The organism is Bradyrhizobium sp. URHD0069, from assembly GCF_000701345.1.
In the GTDB taxonomy this organism is placed as follows: domain Bacteria; phylum Pseudomonadota; class Alphaproteobacteria; order Rhizobiales; family Xanthobacteraceae; genus Bradyrhizobium.
In genome coordinates, this window is record NZ_JNIJ01000041.1 from 1 (window position 1) to 17638 (window position 17638).

The 17638-nt window shown below is 60.6% G+C and carries 11 protein-coding genes and 1 pseudogene; 8 read left to right on the forward strand and 4 right to left on the reverse strand.

Going from position 1 to position 17638, the window contains the following annotated elements:
- From N554_RS0123180 to N554_RS0123200, 5 genes are all read left to right on the forward strand, one after another.
- Nucleotides 1-1182: IS1182 family transposase (locus N554_RS0123180; RefSeq protein WP_036053871.1), on the forward strand; the 1182-nt coding region annotated here is incomplete at its 5' end.
- A 268-nt stretch (nt 1183-1450) separates the two neighbouring features.
- Nucleotides 1451-2896 carry a DUF5107 domain-containing protein gene (locus N554_RS0123185; protein WP_051677651.1) on the forward strand — a complete coding sequence of 482 codons (1446 nt, stop codon included), beginning with the start codon at nt 1451-1453 and terminating at the stop codon, nt 2894-2896.
- 358 nt (nt 2897-3254) lie between these two features.
- Nucleotides 3255-4253 (forward strand): glycoside hydrolase family 16 protein, encoded by a 999-nt coding sequence (locus tag N554_RS0123190; RefSeq protein WP_029585684.1) that lies wholly within the window; start codon nt 3255-3257, stop codon nt 4251-4253.
- Between the two features lie 55 nt (nt 4254-4308).
- Nucleotides 4309-5781, forward strand: a complete 1473-nt coding sequence (locus tag N554_RS0123195) for a GH1 family beta-glucosidase (protein ID WP_029585685.1) — start codon at nt 4309-4311, stop codon at nt 5779-5781.
- A 145-nt stretch (nt 5782-5926) separates the two neighbouring features.
- The gene (locus tag N554_RS0123200) at nt 5927-6901 is read left to right on the forward strand and encodes a tripartite tricarboxylate transporter substrate binding protein (RefSeq protein ID WP_029585686.1); all 975 of its coding nucleotides are present in this window, start codon (nt 5927-5929) and stop codon (nt 6899-6901) included.
- 32 nt (nt 6902-6933) lie between these two features.
- On the opposite strand, the gene N554_RS0123205 is transcribed toward N554_RS0123200, so the two are convergent.
- From N554_RS0123205 to N554_RS0123225, 4 genes and pseudogenes are all read right to left on the reverse strand, one after another.
- On the reverse strand, nt 6934-7599 hold the full coding sequence (locus tag N554_RS0123205; RefSeq protein ID WP_245283687.1) for an integrase core domain-containing protein: 666 nt from the start codon (nt 7597-7599) through the stop codon (nt 6934-6936).
- Nucleotides 7600-8012: 413 nt separating this feature from the next.
- A pseudogene (locus N554_RS38640) lies at nt 8013-8165 on the reverse strand (acyl-CoA thioesterase); the annotation flags it as partial.
- Nucleotides 8166-8329: 164 nt separating this feature from the next.
- Nucleotides 8330-9298 (reverse strand): TAXI family TRAP transporter solute-binding subunit, encoded by a 969-nt coding sequence (locus tag N554_RS0123220; protein WP_029585690.1) that lies wholly within the window; start codon nt 9296-9298, stop codon nt 8330-8332.
- Nucleotides 9299-9320: 22 nt separating this feature from the next.
- The gene (locus N554_RS0123225; protein ID WP_051677653.1) at nt 9321-10679 is read right to left on the reverse strand and encodes a dicarboxylate/amino acid:cation symporter; all 1359 of its coding nucleotides are present in this window, start codon (nt 10677-10679) and stop codon (nt 9321-9323) included.
- 547 nt (nt 10680-11226) lie between these two features.
- On the opposite strand from N554_RS0123225, the gene aceE reads away from it, so the two are divergent.
- From aceE to lpdA, 3 genes are all read left to right on the forward strand, one after another.
- Nucleotides 11227-13887: a pyruvate dehydrogenase (acetyl-transferring), homodimeric type gene (gene aceE / locus N554_RS0123230; protein ID WP_029585692.1), complete on the forward strand. Its 2661-nt coding sequence runs from the start codon at nt 11227-11229 to the stop codon at nt 13885-13887.
- A 72-nt stretch (nt 13888-13959) separates the two neighbouring features.
- Nucleotides 13960-15525 (forward strand): dihydrolipoyllysine-residue acetyltransferase, encoded by a 1566-nt coding sequence (gene aceF / locus N554_RS0123235; RefSeq protein ID WP_029585693.1) that lies wholly within the window; start codon nt 13960-13962, stop codon nt 15523-15525.
- An 11-nt stretch (nt 15526-15536) separates the two neighbouring features.
- Nucleotides 15537-17630 carry a dihydrolipoyl dehydrogenase gene (gene lpdA / locus N554_RS0123240; protein WP_081851373.1) on the forward strand — a complete coding sequence of 698 codons (2094 nt, stop codon included), beginning with the start codon at nt 15537-15539 and terminating at the stop codon, nt 17628-17630.
- Nucleotides 17631-17638 lie beyond the last annotated feature (8 nt).

A 17638-nucleotide genomic window follows, 5' to 3' on the forward strand; every position in this document is an offset into this window, starting at 1 on the left:
CTGGTCGTAGGGTATGTCTTTGCGATCCGCTCCGAGCGGCTGATCTGCCGTGAAGTGCAGGTGAACCTAGCCTATCGCTGGTTCTGCAAGCTCGGCATCGAGGACACTGTCCCGGATCATTCGGCATTTTCGCGCACCCGCAACGAGCGTTTCCGCGAGGGAGACGTTTTTCGCCGCGTTTTCGAGCGTGTCGTTGAGACATGTATCGCGTCAGGTCTGGTTGACGGTGAAGGCTTTGCCGTCGATGCGAGCCTGATTGCGGCCGATACCAACAAGCAGCGCTCGATCGCGGGTCAGGATTGGCGCAGGGATCGCGATCCTGCAAGGTCAAGTCGCGCTGTGAAGGAGTATTTGGCGACTCTCGACGATACAGCGTGGGGCGCCGCAAGCGATGTCGTCCCGAAGTTCGTCTCGCCATCGGATCCGGCGGCCCAGTGGACCGGAGCTCACAAGGGCCCGGCATTCTTCGCTTACGCCAACAATTACCTCATCGACGTGAAGTTCGGCGTCATCGTTGACGTCGAGGCCTCCCGCGCCATTCGCCAGGCCGAGGTCGGCGCGGCGAGGACCATGATCGCACGAACTGAGGAACGCTTCGGTCTAAAGCCGGCGCGACTCGCGGCCGATACTGCCTATGGGGCGGCTCCGATGCTGAACTGGCTGGTCGAGGAGAAGGGCATCACGCCGCACGTTCCTGTGTTCGACAAGTCGAAGCGAGATGACGGCACCTTCTCGCGCAGCGACTTTCGATATGATCCGACAAGCGATGTCTATCACTGTCCCGGGGGTAAGACCCTGAGAACGACCGGGACACTCGTGAATGATGGAACCACGCTTCTCTATCTGGCCAGAAAGCATGACTGCGATGGTTGCAAACTCAAAGCGCAGTGCTGTCCGAAGGTCCCGTTTCGCAAAATTCCACGCAATCAGCACGAAGCCGCTCGCGATACTGCGCGTTCTTTCGCCGGGACCGCCGCCTTCGAGCAATCAAGGCGAGAGCGCAAGAAGATTGAGATGCGGTTCGCGCACTTGAAGCGCATCCTGAAGCTCGGTCGGCTTAGGCTGCGCGGCCCGCGAGGCGCCCAGGATGAGTTTGTTCTTGCAGCCATCGCTCAGAACCTGCGGCGGCTTGCATCGTTAGTCGCTCGGCCGCCACCCGATCGGGCTCTGTGCGTTGCGTAGCGTTGGAGTTGCGTAAAGCGCGTTAGGGCCGCCGCGTCAAAGCCGTGGCTCTTGACGAAAAGCCCAAGGGGCCCAATCCCCGTTGCAGCCGACTTTTGCAACAAAATCCGCCAACACCGGACGTTCGTCCCAGGTCGGCTTTTGACCTCGAGTCGGACATTGTCCTCATTCCGGCGTATTAGCTGTAGGCGAGCGATCAAGCCTGCTTTCGGCCGGCCGCGTCGATGTACTAGAATTGTCGCTCCTGCTCCTTCGAAGGGCGACGTAAATGGCAATTCATGCTCCCTCGCGTACCCGTGTCCGCTTCGCGGTTGCAGTACTTTCGGCGGTCTGTGCATTTCATGCCGACGTGCATGCGGCGTCGCCGGTACCCGAAGGAGTGTCTCTCAGCGAGTCGACGATTACGTGGAGCACCGTCAAGTACGCGACCAATGCGGAGAACGGATTCGTCAGCGGGTCGCTCGACAAGAAGACCATCGTCGATCGCACGTTCAAGACCCACGTGCTCGAGAATCGTTATCTGAAGGTAACGCTCCTGGCCGAATTTGGCGGGCGCATTCTTTCTATCATTTACAAACCGACCGGCCACGAACAACTTTATCGCACGGAAGTAGGCGTGCCTTACGGAATCAAGGGCGGCATTTTTTATTACGACTGGCTGATGGTGTATGGCGGCATCTTCCCCACGTTCCCGGATGCCGAGCACGGCAAGGCGTGGCTGAGGCCGTGGGATTTTAAGGTGGTGAAGGAGAGTGCCGGCGAAGTGACGGTGTCGATGTCGCTTAAAGACGATTTCGAGTATTCCGCGGCACCGAGGAAGTTCGGGGGCTCGACGGGTATCGAAGCGACTTATTATGTCACGCTGAAAGCCGATCGCGCCGCGCTCGATGCGCGCGTGGTGCTGAAAAATCCGCACGACAAGACGATCAAATACGAGTACTGGACGTGCACGACGCTCGCGCCAGGATCGGACCCGAAAAATCCTAAAACTACCGGCGGCGCCGAAATCATCGCGCCGATCCAGACGTACAGCACGGCCGACTGGTCGACCAATCTGTCCGACGGCGACAAGAGCGCGGGCATGGGCAAGAGCCGTTTCGAAAAATTGCGCTACTTCAAGAACTGGCCGACGATGGGCATCGCGTACGCGGAGCCCGGTATGCTGGGCGGGAATTTCTGGGGCGTGATCAACCACGACAACGAAGAGGGGATCTTCCGCATCGCCGACAATACGGTCACGCCGGGCTTGAAAATGTGGACGTGGGGATTTCCGTCGTTTACGAACGAAACCGACGCACGCAAAGACCCGAACGAACAGCGGCCTTACATCGAATTATGGGCGGGCGTGTCGGACGAGTTTTTCCACAGCGCCAGCTTTCCCGCACTCGGCGAAGTGTCGATTCCGGAAACCTACAGCTCGACCGTCGGCATGAGCAACGTAACGCATGCGAACGAGAACATCCTGATCAATCTCTCGGCCGAGGCGTCCGGCGTGAATCTTCAGTTCTTCAGTATCGAACCGGCCACGCCGTTGCGCGTAACGTTGAAACGCGGCGACGCGGTATTGTTCAACGACGCCGTGAAAGCCGACCCGAAAAACGGAAATCGCATTTCCGCGACGATTCCTGCCGGCAGCAGCGGCGAACAGGTAGAGCTGACGATCACGACCGCGGAAGGTAAAGAGCTGATCACGACCGCGACAAAAATAAAATGAATTCTTGCCGACCGCAAACAATTGGCTAGGTTGGCCGTTGCGGGTGAAGGGACGTCTTCTTTTGTCAAAGCCGCAGCTTAGCGCTGGCGACGCGGAATTATCCTTTATTCAGTCGCTCGAAATGAGCCAGCGCCAGGGCACGCGTGCATGGGAGTTGCGCACTGCGACCGCCTTGGCAGCCCTATTTGCCAGCCAAGGACAATCCGAACGCGGCCGGCCGCTTCTACAAACGCGGCCGATCTGAAGGCGGCCGAACGCGTGCTGGCGACCTTGGGTTCAAAGGTTGGCTTGCCATCTGGGACCGGCGACTACGTTTTAAACGGGAGATGACGCCTTGTTATGTCTATGGGAACCCAGGATCGACAAATTGACGCCGAGGATCGCGGTCGCGATCGGTTACATTATCGGTTTTGCACCGGTCTTTGCGCAAGACGGCATCAAAGTCGACTTCAAGACCGCGCCTATGCAGCTTACGCTGCAGGTCACGACTGACCCCTCCGACGAACAATGTCGTCGCATCGAAACGTCAGACCCCGCGTCTCTGGCACCAATGTTCTTGCACAGGACCTTCCACGATGATTTCGACGAGCATCCGTTGTCGAAAGGAAAGTGGGCGCCTCACTACGCCGGGGGCGCCTCTTGGCCGGAAGCGCGCTACTGGGGAGGAGATGGGTCCGACTTCAAACGGAAAACCACCTATAACGGCGAACAGCAGATCTATGTGGATCCACGCTATGGCGGCCGGGGAACAACTCCGCTGGGGCTCGACCCGTTCAAAATTCGAGATGGCGTTCTCTCGATCGTTGCAAGCCGCACACCACCTGCACTGAAGTCGGTGCTGTTCGACAATGAATACGTGTCCGGCATCCTGACCACCCAAAGTTCATTTTCGCAAAAGTACGGATATTTCGAGGTCCGTTCGAAGATACCGGTCGGGACCAGTGTATGGCCGGCCTTTTGGATGCTCGCGGATGACGGCGGCTGGCCTCCCGAAATCGACGTGATGGAAGGACGCGGGCAGCGGCCCGGCTATCTGGCGATGACGACGCATTGGCGGATTCCGGCCACCGGATCCGTGAAATACTGCGGGTTCGACTTCCTGGTGCCGGACGCATCGACCGATTTTCACGACTACGGCGTGCTATGGGCGCGGGATCGGATTGTCTACTTCATCGACCGCAAGCCGGTGTTGGAAATCAAGGTCCCGAGCGGCTTCGACGATCCCATGTACATGATCGTAAACCTTGCAATGGGCTCGAAGTACTTCAAGGGCGTAGGCATAGTCGACGGCGAATCTCCTGATACCGTCGAATTCGAGATCGACCAGATTTCCGCTTATCAAATTGATTCCTATTAGTCATTGTGCCGTTCGCAATGGCGCATGCGTGATGGAAGCCTGACGGGAGAAGTCGATGTTTGGTAAGTTCTCGCGTCGGCATTTCGCCAAGCTTGCAGGTTTTTCCGCCCTCGGGATGGCGGCGACGCCCGCAAGGCCGCAGGACAATGAGGCCAAGCCGGCATGCGACCGCGACGCCCCTGGCAGTTTCCCGAATGGCTTCCTATGGGGCGCGGCCACTTCCGCATATCAGATTGAAGGCGCGGTCGACGAAGACGGCCGCGGCCGCTCGACCTGGGATACGTTCTCCCGCACGCCAGGCAAGATCGGCGATCACAGTAACGCGGACCGCGCCAACGATCACTACCATCGCTACAAGGAAGACGTTGGCCTGATCAAGGAATTGGGGGTCAAGGCCTATCGCTTTTCGATCGCGTGGCCACGGGTGTTTCCCGAAGGCACAGGGGCGCCAAACCCCAGAGGTCTCGACTTCTACGATCGCCTGCTGGACGAGCTCCTGAAAAACGGCATCGAACCGTTCGCGACGCTGTATCATTGGGATCTGCCGCAAGCGCTGCAAGACCGCGTCGGCCGCTGGCAATCCAGCGACACGTCCAAGGCGTTTGCGGATTATGCCGGCTACGTGGCGGAGCGTTTGACCGATCGCGTCAAGAACATCTTCACCGTCAACAAAGCCGGAAGGTTTGTGAACTTTGGTTATGGATGGAACATTGACGCCCCCGGTCTCAAAATGCCGCAGGCCGAACTGAATCAGGTGCGTCACCACGTCGCGTTGGCCCACGGTCTCGCCGTGCAGGCGATCCGCGCGAACGGGCGCGCGGGGACCAAGGTCGGCCCCGCGGAGAATATCGCGGCCTGCTTGCCGGCGATCGATACGCCCGAAAACGTTCACGCGGCCGAGATCGCGACGCGCGAATTGAATTCGGGCTTCCTGGGCGTGATCCTGGAGGGCAAATACACCGACGGGTTCTTGCAATATGCTGGCGCCAACGCTCCAAAATTTACCGCCGACGAGTTGAAGATCATTTCCTCGCCGAATGATTTCGTCGGCCTGAACATTTACGCGCCGCAATATTACGTCGTCGCAGCCGACCGCGCGCCGGGTTTCAGGGTTCTACCCTTTCCGGCCTCGTTTCCACATATGAATGTCGATTGGCTCAGGATCGGCCCGGAGACCATCTATTGGGCGCCGCGACTTGCAGCAAAAATCTGGAACATCGATACGATCTACATCAGCGAGAACGGCACGTCTTCGGCCGATGAATTGGCTGCCGACGGCAACGTCTACGACCTCGACCGCATCATGTACCTGCGCAACTACCTGACGCAGCTGCAGCGCGCGACATCCGAGGGCGTGCCGGTGCGCGGATATTTTCTGTGGAGCCTGATGGATAATTTCGAATGGATATACGGATTTCAAAAACGCTTCGGGCTGTATCGGGTGGACTTCGACACGCAACTTCGGACGCCGAAGCTAAGCGCATCGTTCTACCGCGACGTCGTCTCACGGAATGCAATAAGTGCTTAAACGAGAGGACACCTTAGCATCGGCAACGGCACGTTCAGATTCGGATGACCGCTACGACGCGCGATGGTACGCAGCAAAGGTCTGGACTGACCAACTCAATTAGTTAGTGTACCAGCGAGAAAATACAGAGCGGAGGAAAGCCTTCATGCATAAGAAGGTCCAAATAATTGCAGTGATTCTCGGCATCGCCGCCTGCGGACCGTCTTGGGCGACATGGCCAGAGGATAAACCGATTGAAGTTGTCGTCGGCTTCGCTGCTGGTGGCGGAACCGACGTTATGGCCCGCAAGCTCCTGCCGTTCGTCGAGAAAAGGGTGGGCGGAAAGGCCAAGTTTGTTGTGCTGAACAAGCCCGGGGCCGGAGGAGAGATCGCGTTTGCCTCGATTGCTCGAGCCGCTCCCGATGCCTACGCGATGGGTGTGGTCAACGTGCCCGGGTACAATTTTCTTCCGATGACGAGAAAGACCCAGTACAGCATGGATGACATTCGTTTGGTGGCGCGCGTGGTCGATGATCCGAGCGTCATGGTGGTACGTGCTGAAAGTAAACTCGCAAATCTTTCGGACGTTCTTGCTGCGTTGCGTAGCAAGACGGGTTCGGTAACGTTCGGTCACAACGGCGCAGGTACGAACGGTCATTTGGCGCTACGCATGTTAGCGGGCGCTGCTAAAGTTGAGCCCAACGAAATTTCTTACAGGGGTACTTCGGCGCAGAGGACCGATATTCTGGGCGGCCATTTGGAGGTTGGAATGGTCAGCCTTAGCGAAGTTCCCGAGCTGCACGGTACCAACAAGGGAGAACTTCGCGCTATTGCGATATTATCAAAGACGCGCTCTCCGTCACTCCCCGACGTTCCGACGGCAGCGGAAGCAGGCGTCCCGATCACAATGACAGCGGAACGCGGCTTTGCAGTACCGAAGGGCGTTCCCGACGACGTCGTCAAGAAGCTCGAAGCTGCAATTGCTGATAGCGTGCGTGATCCCGAGTACATAAAGAGCTCGCCAGGCGACGTCCCGGTTCTCGCTTTCATGCCCGGCGCGGAATGGCAAAAACGTCTCGATGACATGTCACAAGGCCTGCGGCCTTTGGCGGACGAGATGCGAGTCAACGAGCAGAAGTGATCAGCCGACGCCGCCCGTGTGCCTGTCGTAAATCAAATCCGGAGGTATTGATGATGCAACCCGCCCAGTACGGGCCGACAATTGATGTGCCCTGCCCTCTCAACAGCGCGCGGTACTGGCGCATCCTTCTCCATGGATAGATGGGTTCGCATCTCGTTATAGTATTTCATGTACGACTGCAGCACATGACGAAGATGCCGCTCGCCGAACACAACAACGTGGTCAAGGCATTCCCGTCGGATCGAACCGATCAGCCGTTCGGCATGTCCGTTTTGCCATGGGGAGCGCGGCAACGTCGGCTGATCGCGAATGCCCATTGATCGAAGCGGTCGGATGAAGACCTCGCCATAAGCCCCATCCCGATCGCGGATTAGATAGCGGGGAACTTGATCCCAGCCGCATGCTTCCGTGAGCTGATTTGCGATCCATTCTGCGGTCGGATGCGCTGTGACGCCAAACCATAGAATCTGCCGCCGGCCATGCCCCATGATCAGTAGGCCGTAGAGCAGCCGAAACGAGATTGTCGGCACGACAAACAGATCCATCGTCGCGATGCCGTCGGCATGATTTCTGAGAAACGTTTTCCAGCCTTGGGACGGCGGCCCTCTGCGCCTGGCCATATATTTGGCCACGCTGGTCTGGCCGATATCGATGCCGAGCTTGAGAAGCTCGCCGTGGATGCGCGGCGCGCGCCCCAAAGTGGGTTCTCGATGCTCATCCGCCGGATCAGCGCGCGCAATTCCGTCTCGATCTGCGGCCGCCCTCCCCGTCCCAATGACTTCCAACGCCAATAACAACGAAAACCGGCCCGATACCATCGCACCAGCGTTTCAGGCTGGATAATCCTCAGGACCTTCAGGATCGTGGGAAACCATCGATACATCTGGAGGAAGAACCAACGATCGTTGTTCGTGAGCCAGGCCGGCCGGGCATCTTGCGCCGCAGAACGATCAACTGATGTCGGAGCGCAGCATTCTCAGCCTCAAGCAGGCTCTTCGACTTGTATGGCGAGGCCAGCACGGCCAGAACAAACCAGATCAGCGCGATCATCGCGCCAACTTACCCGATTCTGTTACACGGCAAATCCGGATAAGGTTTTCGGTACACACAGGAACGTCATTGCGTCAACAGCAACGGTTGCTGTTCTTCCCTTTGCAATGCCAGCCGCGAAAATTCCCCCAGCGATGTCCATCTGCCCGAGCAGCCACCCTCCGAAAATATCTCCGTACTGATTGGTGTCCGCGGGCATACCGAGAGTCCGAATGGAAAGTAAACCGCGTGGTTCGCCTGCAGGGTTACCTCAGGACCTATGTCTCGTTTCGGTACGGTCATAAAGGCTGCTCGCAGCTCATGTTGTCTGGATAGCGCACCATACAAGTCACGCCGCTCGTCAAGAAATCCGCTACGCTTGAATGCGGCAAGCAGTATCTAGTCGGTCTGTCCAGCCCGTCCGATCTGGCTGTAGTAGCGAATGGCGCCAGGATGAAGGGGAAGGAACGTGTTGCGCTCGACATTGGCTGGAACGGTCGCGGCCGCCGCTGCATGCACCTCCATCATCTCTTCATGCTTCTCGAAGACAACCCGAACGATGTTGTAGACGAGATCGTCGGGCAGCTCGGCGTGCGCGACAGCGAAATTGTAGAGGCCGACCGTCTGATAATGGCGAAGCAGGGAGGGATATGTGCCGGCGGACACACGTGAGCTGGTCAGCTCCGGCATTACAAGCCGCAGCGCTGCGATGTGCTCTGGGGAGAGCGCGATGTAGCGAACCCTGTGTTTGGATTCGAGTTCAATGAACGATGGAAACGGCACGCCGGCCGCGACCGCTAGAACGTCGATCGAGCGCATCTGAAGTTGGGAAGCCAAGTCGGCCCAGTCGCCATAGACGAAGCTCGCCGAGACTTTCAGAGCATTGAAAATTTCCGGAAAGTAGATGGCCGAGGTGCCGCCTCGTGGGCCGGCACCGATGCGCCTGCCGGCCATGTCAGCTACGGACCGGATGTTGGTGTCCTGCAGCGCGAGGAATTGGAACGGCGTGTCGTACATCGGAAAGATGGCGCGCATCTTGCGCGCGGGTAACTTGCCCGTCCAAACGCCTGTTGAATTCCAGGCCTGCAGCGCAACGCCGATCGTGACGAAGCCGAGCTTCGCCTCGCCCGCTTCCAGCAGCGCGACATTTTCAGCTGGCCCTTCCGTCGGTCGGGTGACGACCGGAAGATCAAGCGCGCGCGTCAGGATCTGGGCGAGGCCCGTGCCATAGACGAAGTAGGTGCCGCCGGGCGAGGCGGTACCGATTGTGAGGTGATCGGGCCAATAAGGTTCGGCGGCCCGGCCAAGTGACGAGAAGGTGAGCGTGGCGGCGATTGCCGCAATCCGGGCCAACAGGGGTATCTGCATGGTCTTCCCCCAATGCTTGCTCTCAGGTTGATGGCTGCGGCAGCAGCGGGTCGGGTGGACCCATTGCGGCCTCCGGGTCCGAGGCTTCGAGTTCCGTCTCGCGATCGAGCGTCCGGCGCATGCGATCCTCGTCGAGCGCGTCTTCCCATTTGGCAACAACGACCGTCGCGACGCCGTTACCGACCAAATTGGTCAGCGCGCGAGCCTCCGACATGAAACGATCGACACCGAGGATCAGTGCAATGCTCGCCACCGGGACCGTCCCAACCGATGCGAGCGTTGCTGCCAGCACGATGAAACCCGACCCCGTTACGCCGGCCGCGCCCTTCGAGGTCAGCAGAAGCACGCCGATGATGCCGAGCTGCTGCCATATGGTCAGCTCGGTATTGGTCGCCTGCGCCAGGAAGATTGCCGCCATGGTCAGGTAAATGCAGGTACCATCCAGGTTGAAGGAGTAACCGGTTGGGATCACCAGGCCAACGACCGACTGCTTGCAGCCCAGGTTCTCGAGCTTCGCGATCATGCGCGGCAGCACCGATTCGGATGAAGAGGTGCCGAGAACGATCAGCAACTCTTCCTTGATGTACTTTATGAACTTGAGGATGTTGAATCCTGCAAACCAGGCAACCCCGCCTAGCACGAAGAGCACGAAGATCAGGCAGGTCACATAGAAGGCAATCATCAACTGCGCGAGCGAGAGCAGCGTGCCCACGCCATACTTGCCGATCGTGAAAGCCATCGCGCCGAAGGCGCCGATCGGCGCCGCTTTCATGATGATGCCGACGATCGCGAAGAAAGCATGCGAGACGATGTCGATGATGGCGAGGACGGGGCGCCCGCGCTCACCCAACATGAACAATCCGAAAGCGAACAGGATCGCGAAGAACAGAACCTGCAGGATCTCGCCTTCCGCGAAGGCCCCGACCACAGTGTTGGGGATGATGTGCATAAGGAATTCGACCGTGCCCTGCTGCCCGGCCTTGGTCGTATAGACCTGGATCGACTTGGTATCGATCGTTCTGGCGTCCACATTCATTCCGACGCCGGGCTGAAGGATATTGACCACGATCAAGCCAACGATCAGCGCAAGCGTGGTGAGGACCTCGAAATAGATGAGCGCCTTCAGTCCGACGCGGCCGACCTTCTTCATATCCTCCATGCTGGCGATGCCGTGCACGACGGTGCAGAAGATGATCGGCGCGATAAGCATCTTGATCAACTTGATAAACCCGTCGCCCAGCGGCTTCATGGCCTCGCCAAGGTGCGGGTAGAAATGGCCCAGCAGGACACCGAGCACGATGGCGGTAAGCACCTGCACATAGAGATGCGTGTAAAACGGTTTGTGCGGAATATCGGCAGCCGTCGAAAGTGCCGTATCCATGGCCTCCCTCCATGCTAATCGACGCCGGTTGACGCCCTGACGTCACATAATGTTACGCGATTTACGGGTGGCTGTCTCCAACGCGTCTCACTCCCTGCATCATTGTGGTCTGATGCGCCCGCTCCATTCGGCAGCATTGGGAGCGGGCAATCAATGGATTCGACATCGAAGCGTCAGCAAAACGGGGCCATGTTGCAAGACGCCGGACGCACCCGGGCATTTCTGATAATTCGACGGAATCTCGTTCCGTTCAGAAAGCGAGCAAACGGCACGTGCGATATTATCGGAAACCCTGGGCGCGCGTTGTCCGGTAATCCGGCCGTAGCGGCACTCCCGCGGCCGCCCTACGATTTGGATTTCCCTACATTACGCACGTCGTCATTCCGAATTTTTGCACAAACAAATGAACCCGCAATACGTGGTGCACAAAGGATGCTTGCAGTTGCAAAACGTTGGGCGCATTAGAAGAAGGCCAGCTCCCTGGCACGGATCCTGCCAGACCTGGCCCAACCAATAATGGCCGAGGAAACGCCAAGGGGAGGACCAAATGGAACGCATGCAGGATCTTGACCCAGTCGAAACTGGTGAATGGGTCGACTCGCTGCGCGCAGTTCTCCACCATGAAGGCTCGGTTCGCGCGACCTACCTGCTCGAGATGCTGGCCGAGGAGGCACGGCGCGCGGGAATCGTCCAGCCTTCAACGCTGAACACGCCCTATGTGAATACCATCCCGCCGGAGCGCGAGGAACGCGCCGACTGGGATCGCGACATCGAGCATCGCATTCGGTCGATCATCCGCTGGAATGCCATCGCCATCATCCTGCGGGCCAACAAAGAATCGTCCGAACTGGGCGGCCACATTGCCAGCTTCCAGTCAGCGGCGACCCTCTACGACATCGGTTTCGGGCATTTCTGGCACGCGCCGTCGGCCAATCATGGGGGCGATCTGATTTACATGCAGGGGCACTCCGCCCCCGGCATCTATGCGCGTGCCTTCGTGGAAGGACGGCTCAGCGAAGAGGCGTTGCTGGCGTTCCGACAGGAGGCTGGCGGCCAAGGCCTGTCGTCGTATCCGCATCCCTGGCTGATGCCCGACTTCTGGCAGTTCCCCACCGTGTCGATGGGGCTCGGGCCGTTGATGGCGATCTATCAGGCGCGGTTCCTGAAATATCTGCACGGGCGCGGCATTGTCGATACCGCCGCTCGCAAGGTCTGGGCCTTCATGGGCGACGGCGAGATGGACGAGCCGGAATCGCTCGGTGCCATTTCGCTTGGCGGCCGCGAGCAACTCGACAACCTGATCTTCGTCATCAATTGCAACCTGCAGCGGCTCGACGGCCCGGTGCGCGGCAACGGCAAGATCGTGCAGGAACTGGAAGGCATGTTCCGGGGCGCTGGCTGGAACGTCATCAAGGTGCTGTGGGGCTCAGGATGGGACCAGCTGCTCGCTAAGGATGCGTCCGGCATGCTGCGCAAGCGCATGGAGGAGTGCGTCGACGGGGAATACCAGGACTTCAAGTCGAAGAACGGCGCGTACGTGCGCCAGCAGTTCTTCGGCAAGTATCCAGAAACCGCCGCGCTCGTGAAGGACATGAGCGACGACGATATCTGGGCGCTGCGCCGCGGTGGCAGCGACCCTGTAAAGGTCTATGCTGCTTATGCGGCGGCCGTGAAGCACGCGGGACAGCCGACCGTGATCCTCGCCAAGACCGTGAAGGGCTATGGCATGGGCGAGGCGGGCGAAGGCCAGATGATCACCCATCAGCAGAAGAAGATGGGTCTGGACGCGCTGCGCAAATTCCGTGACCGTTTCGCAATCCCCGTCACCGACGCCAAGCTCGAAGAAATCCCCTTCCTGAAGCTGGCAGAAGGCGGCCCGGAGCAGAAATACCTGCAGGAGCGTCGCCGGCAGCTAGGAGGGAGCCTGCCGCAGCGGCGGCGCAAGTCGGCGTCCCTCGAGGTGCCGGAGCTTTCCGCCTTCAGCGCGCAGTTAGCCAGCACCGAACAACGCGAAATCTCCACCACGATGGCGTTCGTGCGCATCCTCAACACGCTCCTGCGCGACAAGACGTTCGGAAAATTCGTCGTGCCGATCGTGCCGGACGAGTCGCGGACCTTCGGCATGGAGGGCATGTTCCGCCAATTCGGCATCTTCTCGCAGGTGGGCCAGCTCTATAAGCCTCAGGACGCCGACCAGCTGATGTACTATCGCGAGGACAAGTCCGGCCAGATGCTTCAGGAAGGCATCAACGAAGCCGGCGCCATGTCCTCATGGATCGCGGCCGCGACGTCGTACAGCACAAACAACGCGCCGATGATCCCGTTGTATATCTACTATTCGATGTTCGGTCTGCAGCGCGTGGGCGATCTCGCCTGGGCGGCAGGCGATATGCGCTGCCGCGGATTCCTGCTGGGCGGCACTGCCGGACGGACCACCCTCAACGGCGAAGGACTGCAGCACGAGGATGGCCATAGCCACCTGCTCGCCGCTACCATCCCCAACTGCGTCTCATACGATCCGACGTTTGCCTATGAGGTCGCGGTCATCATCCAAGATGGGCTGCGGCGTATGTTCAAGGATCAGGACGACGTCTACTACTACATCACGTTGATGAACGAGAACTACCCGCACCCGGCGATGCCGAAAGGCGCAGAGGAAGGAATACGCCGCGGCATGTACCTGTTCCGCGAAGGGGCGGGAAAGAAGAACGCGCCACGCGTCCAGCTTCTCGGCTGCGGCACCATCCTGCGCGAAGTCATCGCCGCCGCGGAGCTCCTGCAGAACGACTTCGGCATCGCAGCCGACGTCTGGAGCTGCCCGAGTTTCAACGAACTGCGCCGGGACGGCCTCGCGGCCGAGCGATGGAATCTGCTTCATCCATCGCAGACGCCGCGCAAGAGCTATGTAGAAAAATGCCTCGACGGTCGCCAGGGGACGGTCATTGCATCGACGGATTACATGCGCGCCTTCGCCGAGCAGATCCGGCCGTTCGTGCCGCAGCGCTATGTGTGCCTCGGCACCGACGGTTTCGGTCGCAGCGACTACCGGGTGGCGTTGCGGAAGTTTTTCGAGGTCAACCGCCATTACGTGGTGGTCGCGGCGCTCAAGTCGCTGGCCGACGAAGGGGTGGTGCCGAAACCAAAGGTTGCCGCGGCGATCGCCGCCTATGGAATTGATCCGGAGCGGCCACCGCCCTGGACCATGTGACGGAGACACTGGTGGCGCGGACAAGGATGCCGCGCCGCGTTTCGCAACAGCACGCACCCGTGGGGTGTTACGATGGGTGAAACCAGGCAGGTCCTCGTTCCCGACATCGGCGACTTCAAGGAAGTCCCGATTATCGAAATTCAGGTGAAGCCTGGCGATCGCATCACCGCCGAGGCGCCGCTGATCACGCTGGAGTCCGACAAGGCCTCGATGGAGGTCCCTTCCCCGTCAGCGGGCGTCGTGAAGAACATTGCGGTGAAGCTCGGCGACCGGGTGAGCCAGGGCGCGCCGATCCTCACGCTCGATCTCGACGGGGCCGGTGCCGCCGCGGAAGCGGCGAAACCAGCTGTCACCGCGCCGCCGGCGCCGACCAGCGCCCCGGCGGGGGTCGCCGAGGTAAGGGTACCGGACATCGGCGACTTCAAGGACGTGCCGATCATCGAGGTCATGGTCAAAGCAGGCGACACGGTCAAGCCGGAACAGCCGCTGGTCACCCTCGAATCCGACAAGGCCTCGATGGAAGTGCCGTCTCCGCTCGCGGGCGTGGTGCAGGACCTCAAGGCCAAGATCGGCGATCGGGTGAGCGAAGGAACGGTCATCCTCACGCTGCGCACCGGCGCCGCGGCGGCGCAAGCGCAGCCTGCAGCACCGGCCGCGGCCGCAGCGCCGGCGAAACCCGCGGCACCTGCAGCCGCGTTACCACCGGCCGAGCGGAGCCTGTCGGAGATGGCGGCCGACATCCCTTATGCCGGGCCATCGGTCCGAAAGCTTGCGCGCGAACGCGGCGTCGACTTGCGTCAGGTGAAGGGAAGCGGACGGCGCGGCCGCATCCTCCCGGAGGACGTCGCTAATTTCGCCAAGGCTCCGGCCGCAGGCGCCGCGGTCGCCGCGGCGGACGGAGCCGCTCTCGGCCTGCTGCCGTGGCCGAAGATCGATTTCGCCAAGTTCGGGCCGGTCGATACCAAACCGCTGGCACGCATCAAGAAGATTTCCGGCGCCAACCTGCACCGCAACTGGGTGATGATCCCGCACGTCACCAATCACGACGAATGCGACATCACAGAGCTCGAGGAATTCCGCAACCGGCTCAACAGAGAGAACGAGAAATCCGGCGTGCGAGTCAGCATGCTCGCCTTCATGATCAAGGCGGCGGTAGGGTCGTTGAAGAAATTTCCAGAGTTCAACGCCTCGCTCGACGGCGACAATCTGATACTCAAGAAATACTACCACATCGGGTTCGCGGCCGACACGCCGCAGGGGCTGGTGGTACCGGTCATCCGCGACGCAGACCACAAGGGCGTCATTGCGATTGCCAAGGAGATGGGCGACCTCGCCAAGCTCGCTCGCGACGGCAAGCTGAAGCCCGACCAGATGCAGGGCGGCACCTTTACGATCTCCAGCCTGGGTGGCATCGGCGGCACCCATTTCACGCCGATCATCAATGCGCCCGAGGTCGCCATCATGGGAACCTGCCGGTCGTTCCAGAAGCCGGTGTGGGACGACAAGCAATTCGTGCCGCGCCTGTTCCAACCCCTGTCCCTCTCGTGGGACCACCGGGTGATCGACGGAGCAGCGGCCGCGCGGTTCAACGCGCATTTCGGCAGCCTGCTCACCGACATGCGCCGCGCCCTCGTATAGGGGAATAGACGATGGCCAACCTCATCGACGTCAAGGTCCCCGACATCGGCGAATTCAGCGACGTGCCGATCATCGAAGTACTGGTGAAGCCGGGTGATCCGATCAAGGCCGAGCAATCGCTGATCACGCTCGAATCCGACAAAGCCTCGATGGAGGTGCCCTCCCCGGTCGATGGCGTGGTGAAGGAGATCAAGGTGAGGGTCGGCGACAAGGTATCGGAAGGCACCCTCATCCTCACGGCAGAAGCGGAGGCAGCTCCGGCCGGCGTTGTCCCCAAGGAGAAAGTGACTGGCGGTGGCACGGCGACCGGCGAAGGCGCGCCGGTTGCCGACTACGGCGCGGCGGCCGGCGTCTACGAGGTGGTCGAGGTGCGGGTGCCCGACATCGGCGACTTCAAAGACGTGCCGATCATCGAGATCGCAGTGAAGGGCGGAGACAAGGTCAAGCCCGAAGACCCGCTGATCACCCTCGAGTCCGACAAGGCGTCGATGGAAGTCCCGTCGCCCACGGCCGGCACCGTGAAGGACCTCAAAGTCAGCGTCGGGGACAAGGTCAGTGCCGGAAGCCTGATCCTGATATTGGAGACCGGAGTCGCCGGCGCAGCTCCGGCCGCGCCCTCGGCAGCACGCGGGCCGGCGACCGCGCCAGCTGCGCCGATCCCGATGGCGGCCAGACATTCGGGCGACGCCGACGTCGAATGCGACATGCTGGTCCTCGGCGCCGGACCGGGCGGCTATTCGGCGGCGTTCCGCTCCGCCGACCTCGGCATGACGACGGTTCTGGTGGAGCGCTATCCGACGCTCGGCGGCGTCTGCCTCAATGTCGGCTGCATCCCCTCGAAGGCACTGCTGCACACCACCGCCGTCATGGACGAAGTCAAGGCAATGGCCGCGCACGGCATCGCCTTTTCGGAGCCGCAGATCGACATTGCCAAGCTGCGCGGTCACAAGGAGAAGGTGATCGGCAAATTGACCGGCGGCCTGGCCGGCATGGCGAAGGCGCGCAAGGTCTCCGTGCTGCAGGGCGTCGGAAGATTTCTCGACCCCTACCACCTCGAAGTTGCCGCAAACGACGGCGCCGGGCGCAAGGTCGTAAAGTTCGACAAGGCGATTATCGCGGCCGGCTCGCAGGCCATCAAGCTGCCGTTCATTCCGGACGACACCCGCGTGGTGGATTCGACCGGCGCCCTGGAACTGCGGCAGATTCCCAAATCGATGCTGGTGATCGGAGGCGGTATCATCGGACTCGAAATGGCGACTGTCTACTCGACGCTCGGGACGCGCATCGACGTGGTCGAGATGCTCGACGGACTGATGACCGGTGCCGACCGCGACCTGGTCAAGGTGTGGGAAAAGAAGAACGCGGGCCGCTTCGACAAGGTCATGTTGAAGACCAAGATGGTATCGGCAGAGGCGACACCGGACGGCATCAAGGTCGGCTTCGAGGGCGAGAAGGCACCGGCTGAGCCCCAGCTCTACGACATGGTGCTGGTCGCGGTCGGGCGCAGCCCGAACGGCAAGAAAATCGACGCCGAGAAGGCGGGCGTCGCGGTGAGCGACCGCGGCTTCGTCGCAGTCGACAAGCAAATGCGCACCAACATGCCGCACATCTTTGCCATCGGCGACATCGTTGGCCAGCCGATGCTGGCGCACAAGGCCGTGCATGAGGCACATGTCGCGGCGGAAACCGCGGCTGGCAAGAACAGCGTGTTCGAGGCACGCCAGATCCCTTCGGTCGCTTACACCGATCCGGAGGTGGCGTGGGCGGGCGTGACCGAGGAGCAATGCAAGGCGCAAGGCATCAAGTACGGCAAGGCCGTGTTTCTGTGGGCCGCATCGGGTCGCGCGATCGCCAACGGGCGCGACGAGGGATTCACCAAACTGCTGTTCGATGAGGCCAATCACCGCCTGCTCGGCGGCGGCATCGTCGGCACCCATGCGGGCGACCTGATCGGCGAGGTCTGCCTCGCCGTGGAGATGGGATGCGATCCGGTCGACGTCGGCAAGACCATCCACCCGCATCCCACATTGTGCGAATCGATCGGCATGACGGCGGAAGTGTTCGAGGGCGTGTGCACCGATCTGCCGCCCGCCAGGAAGAGATAGCGAGTCGC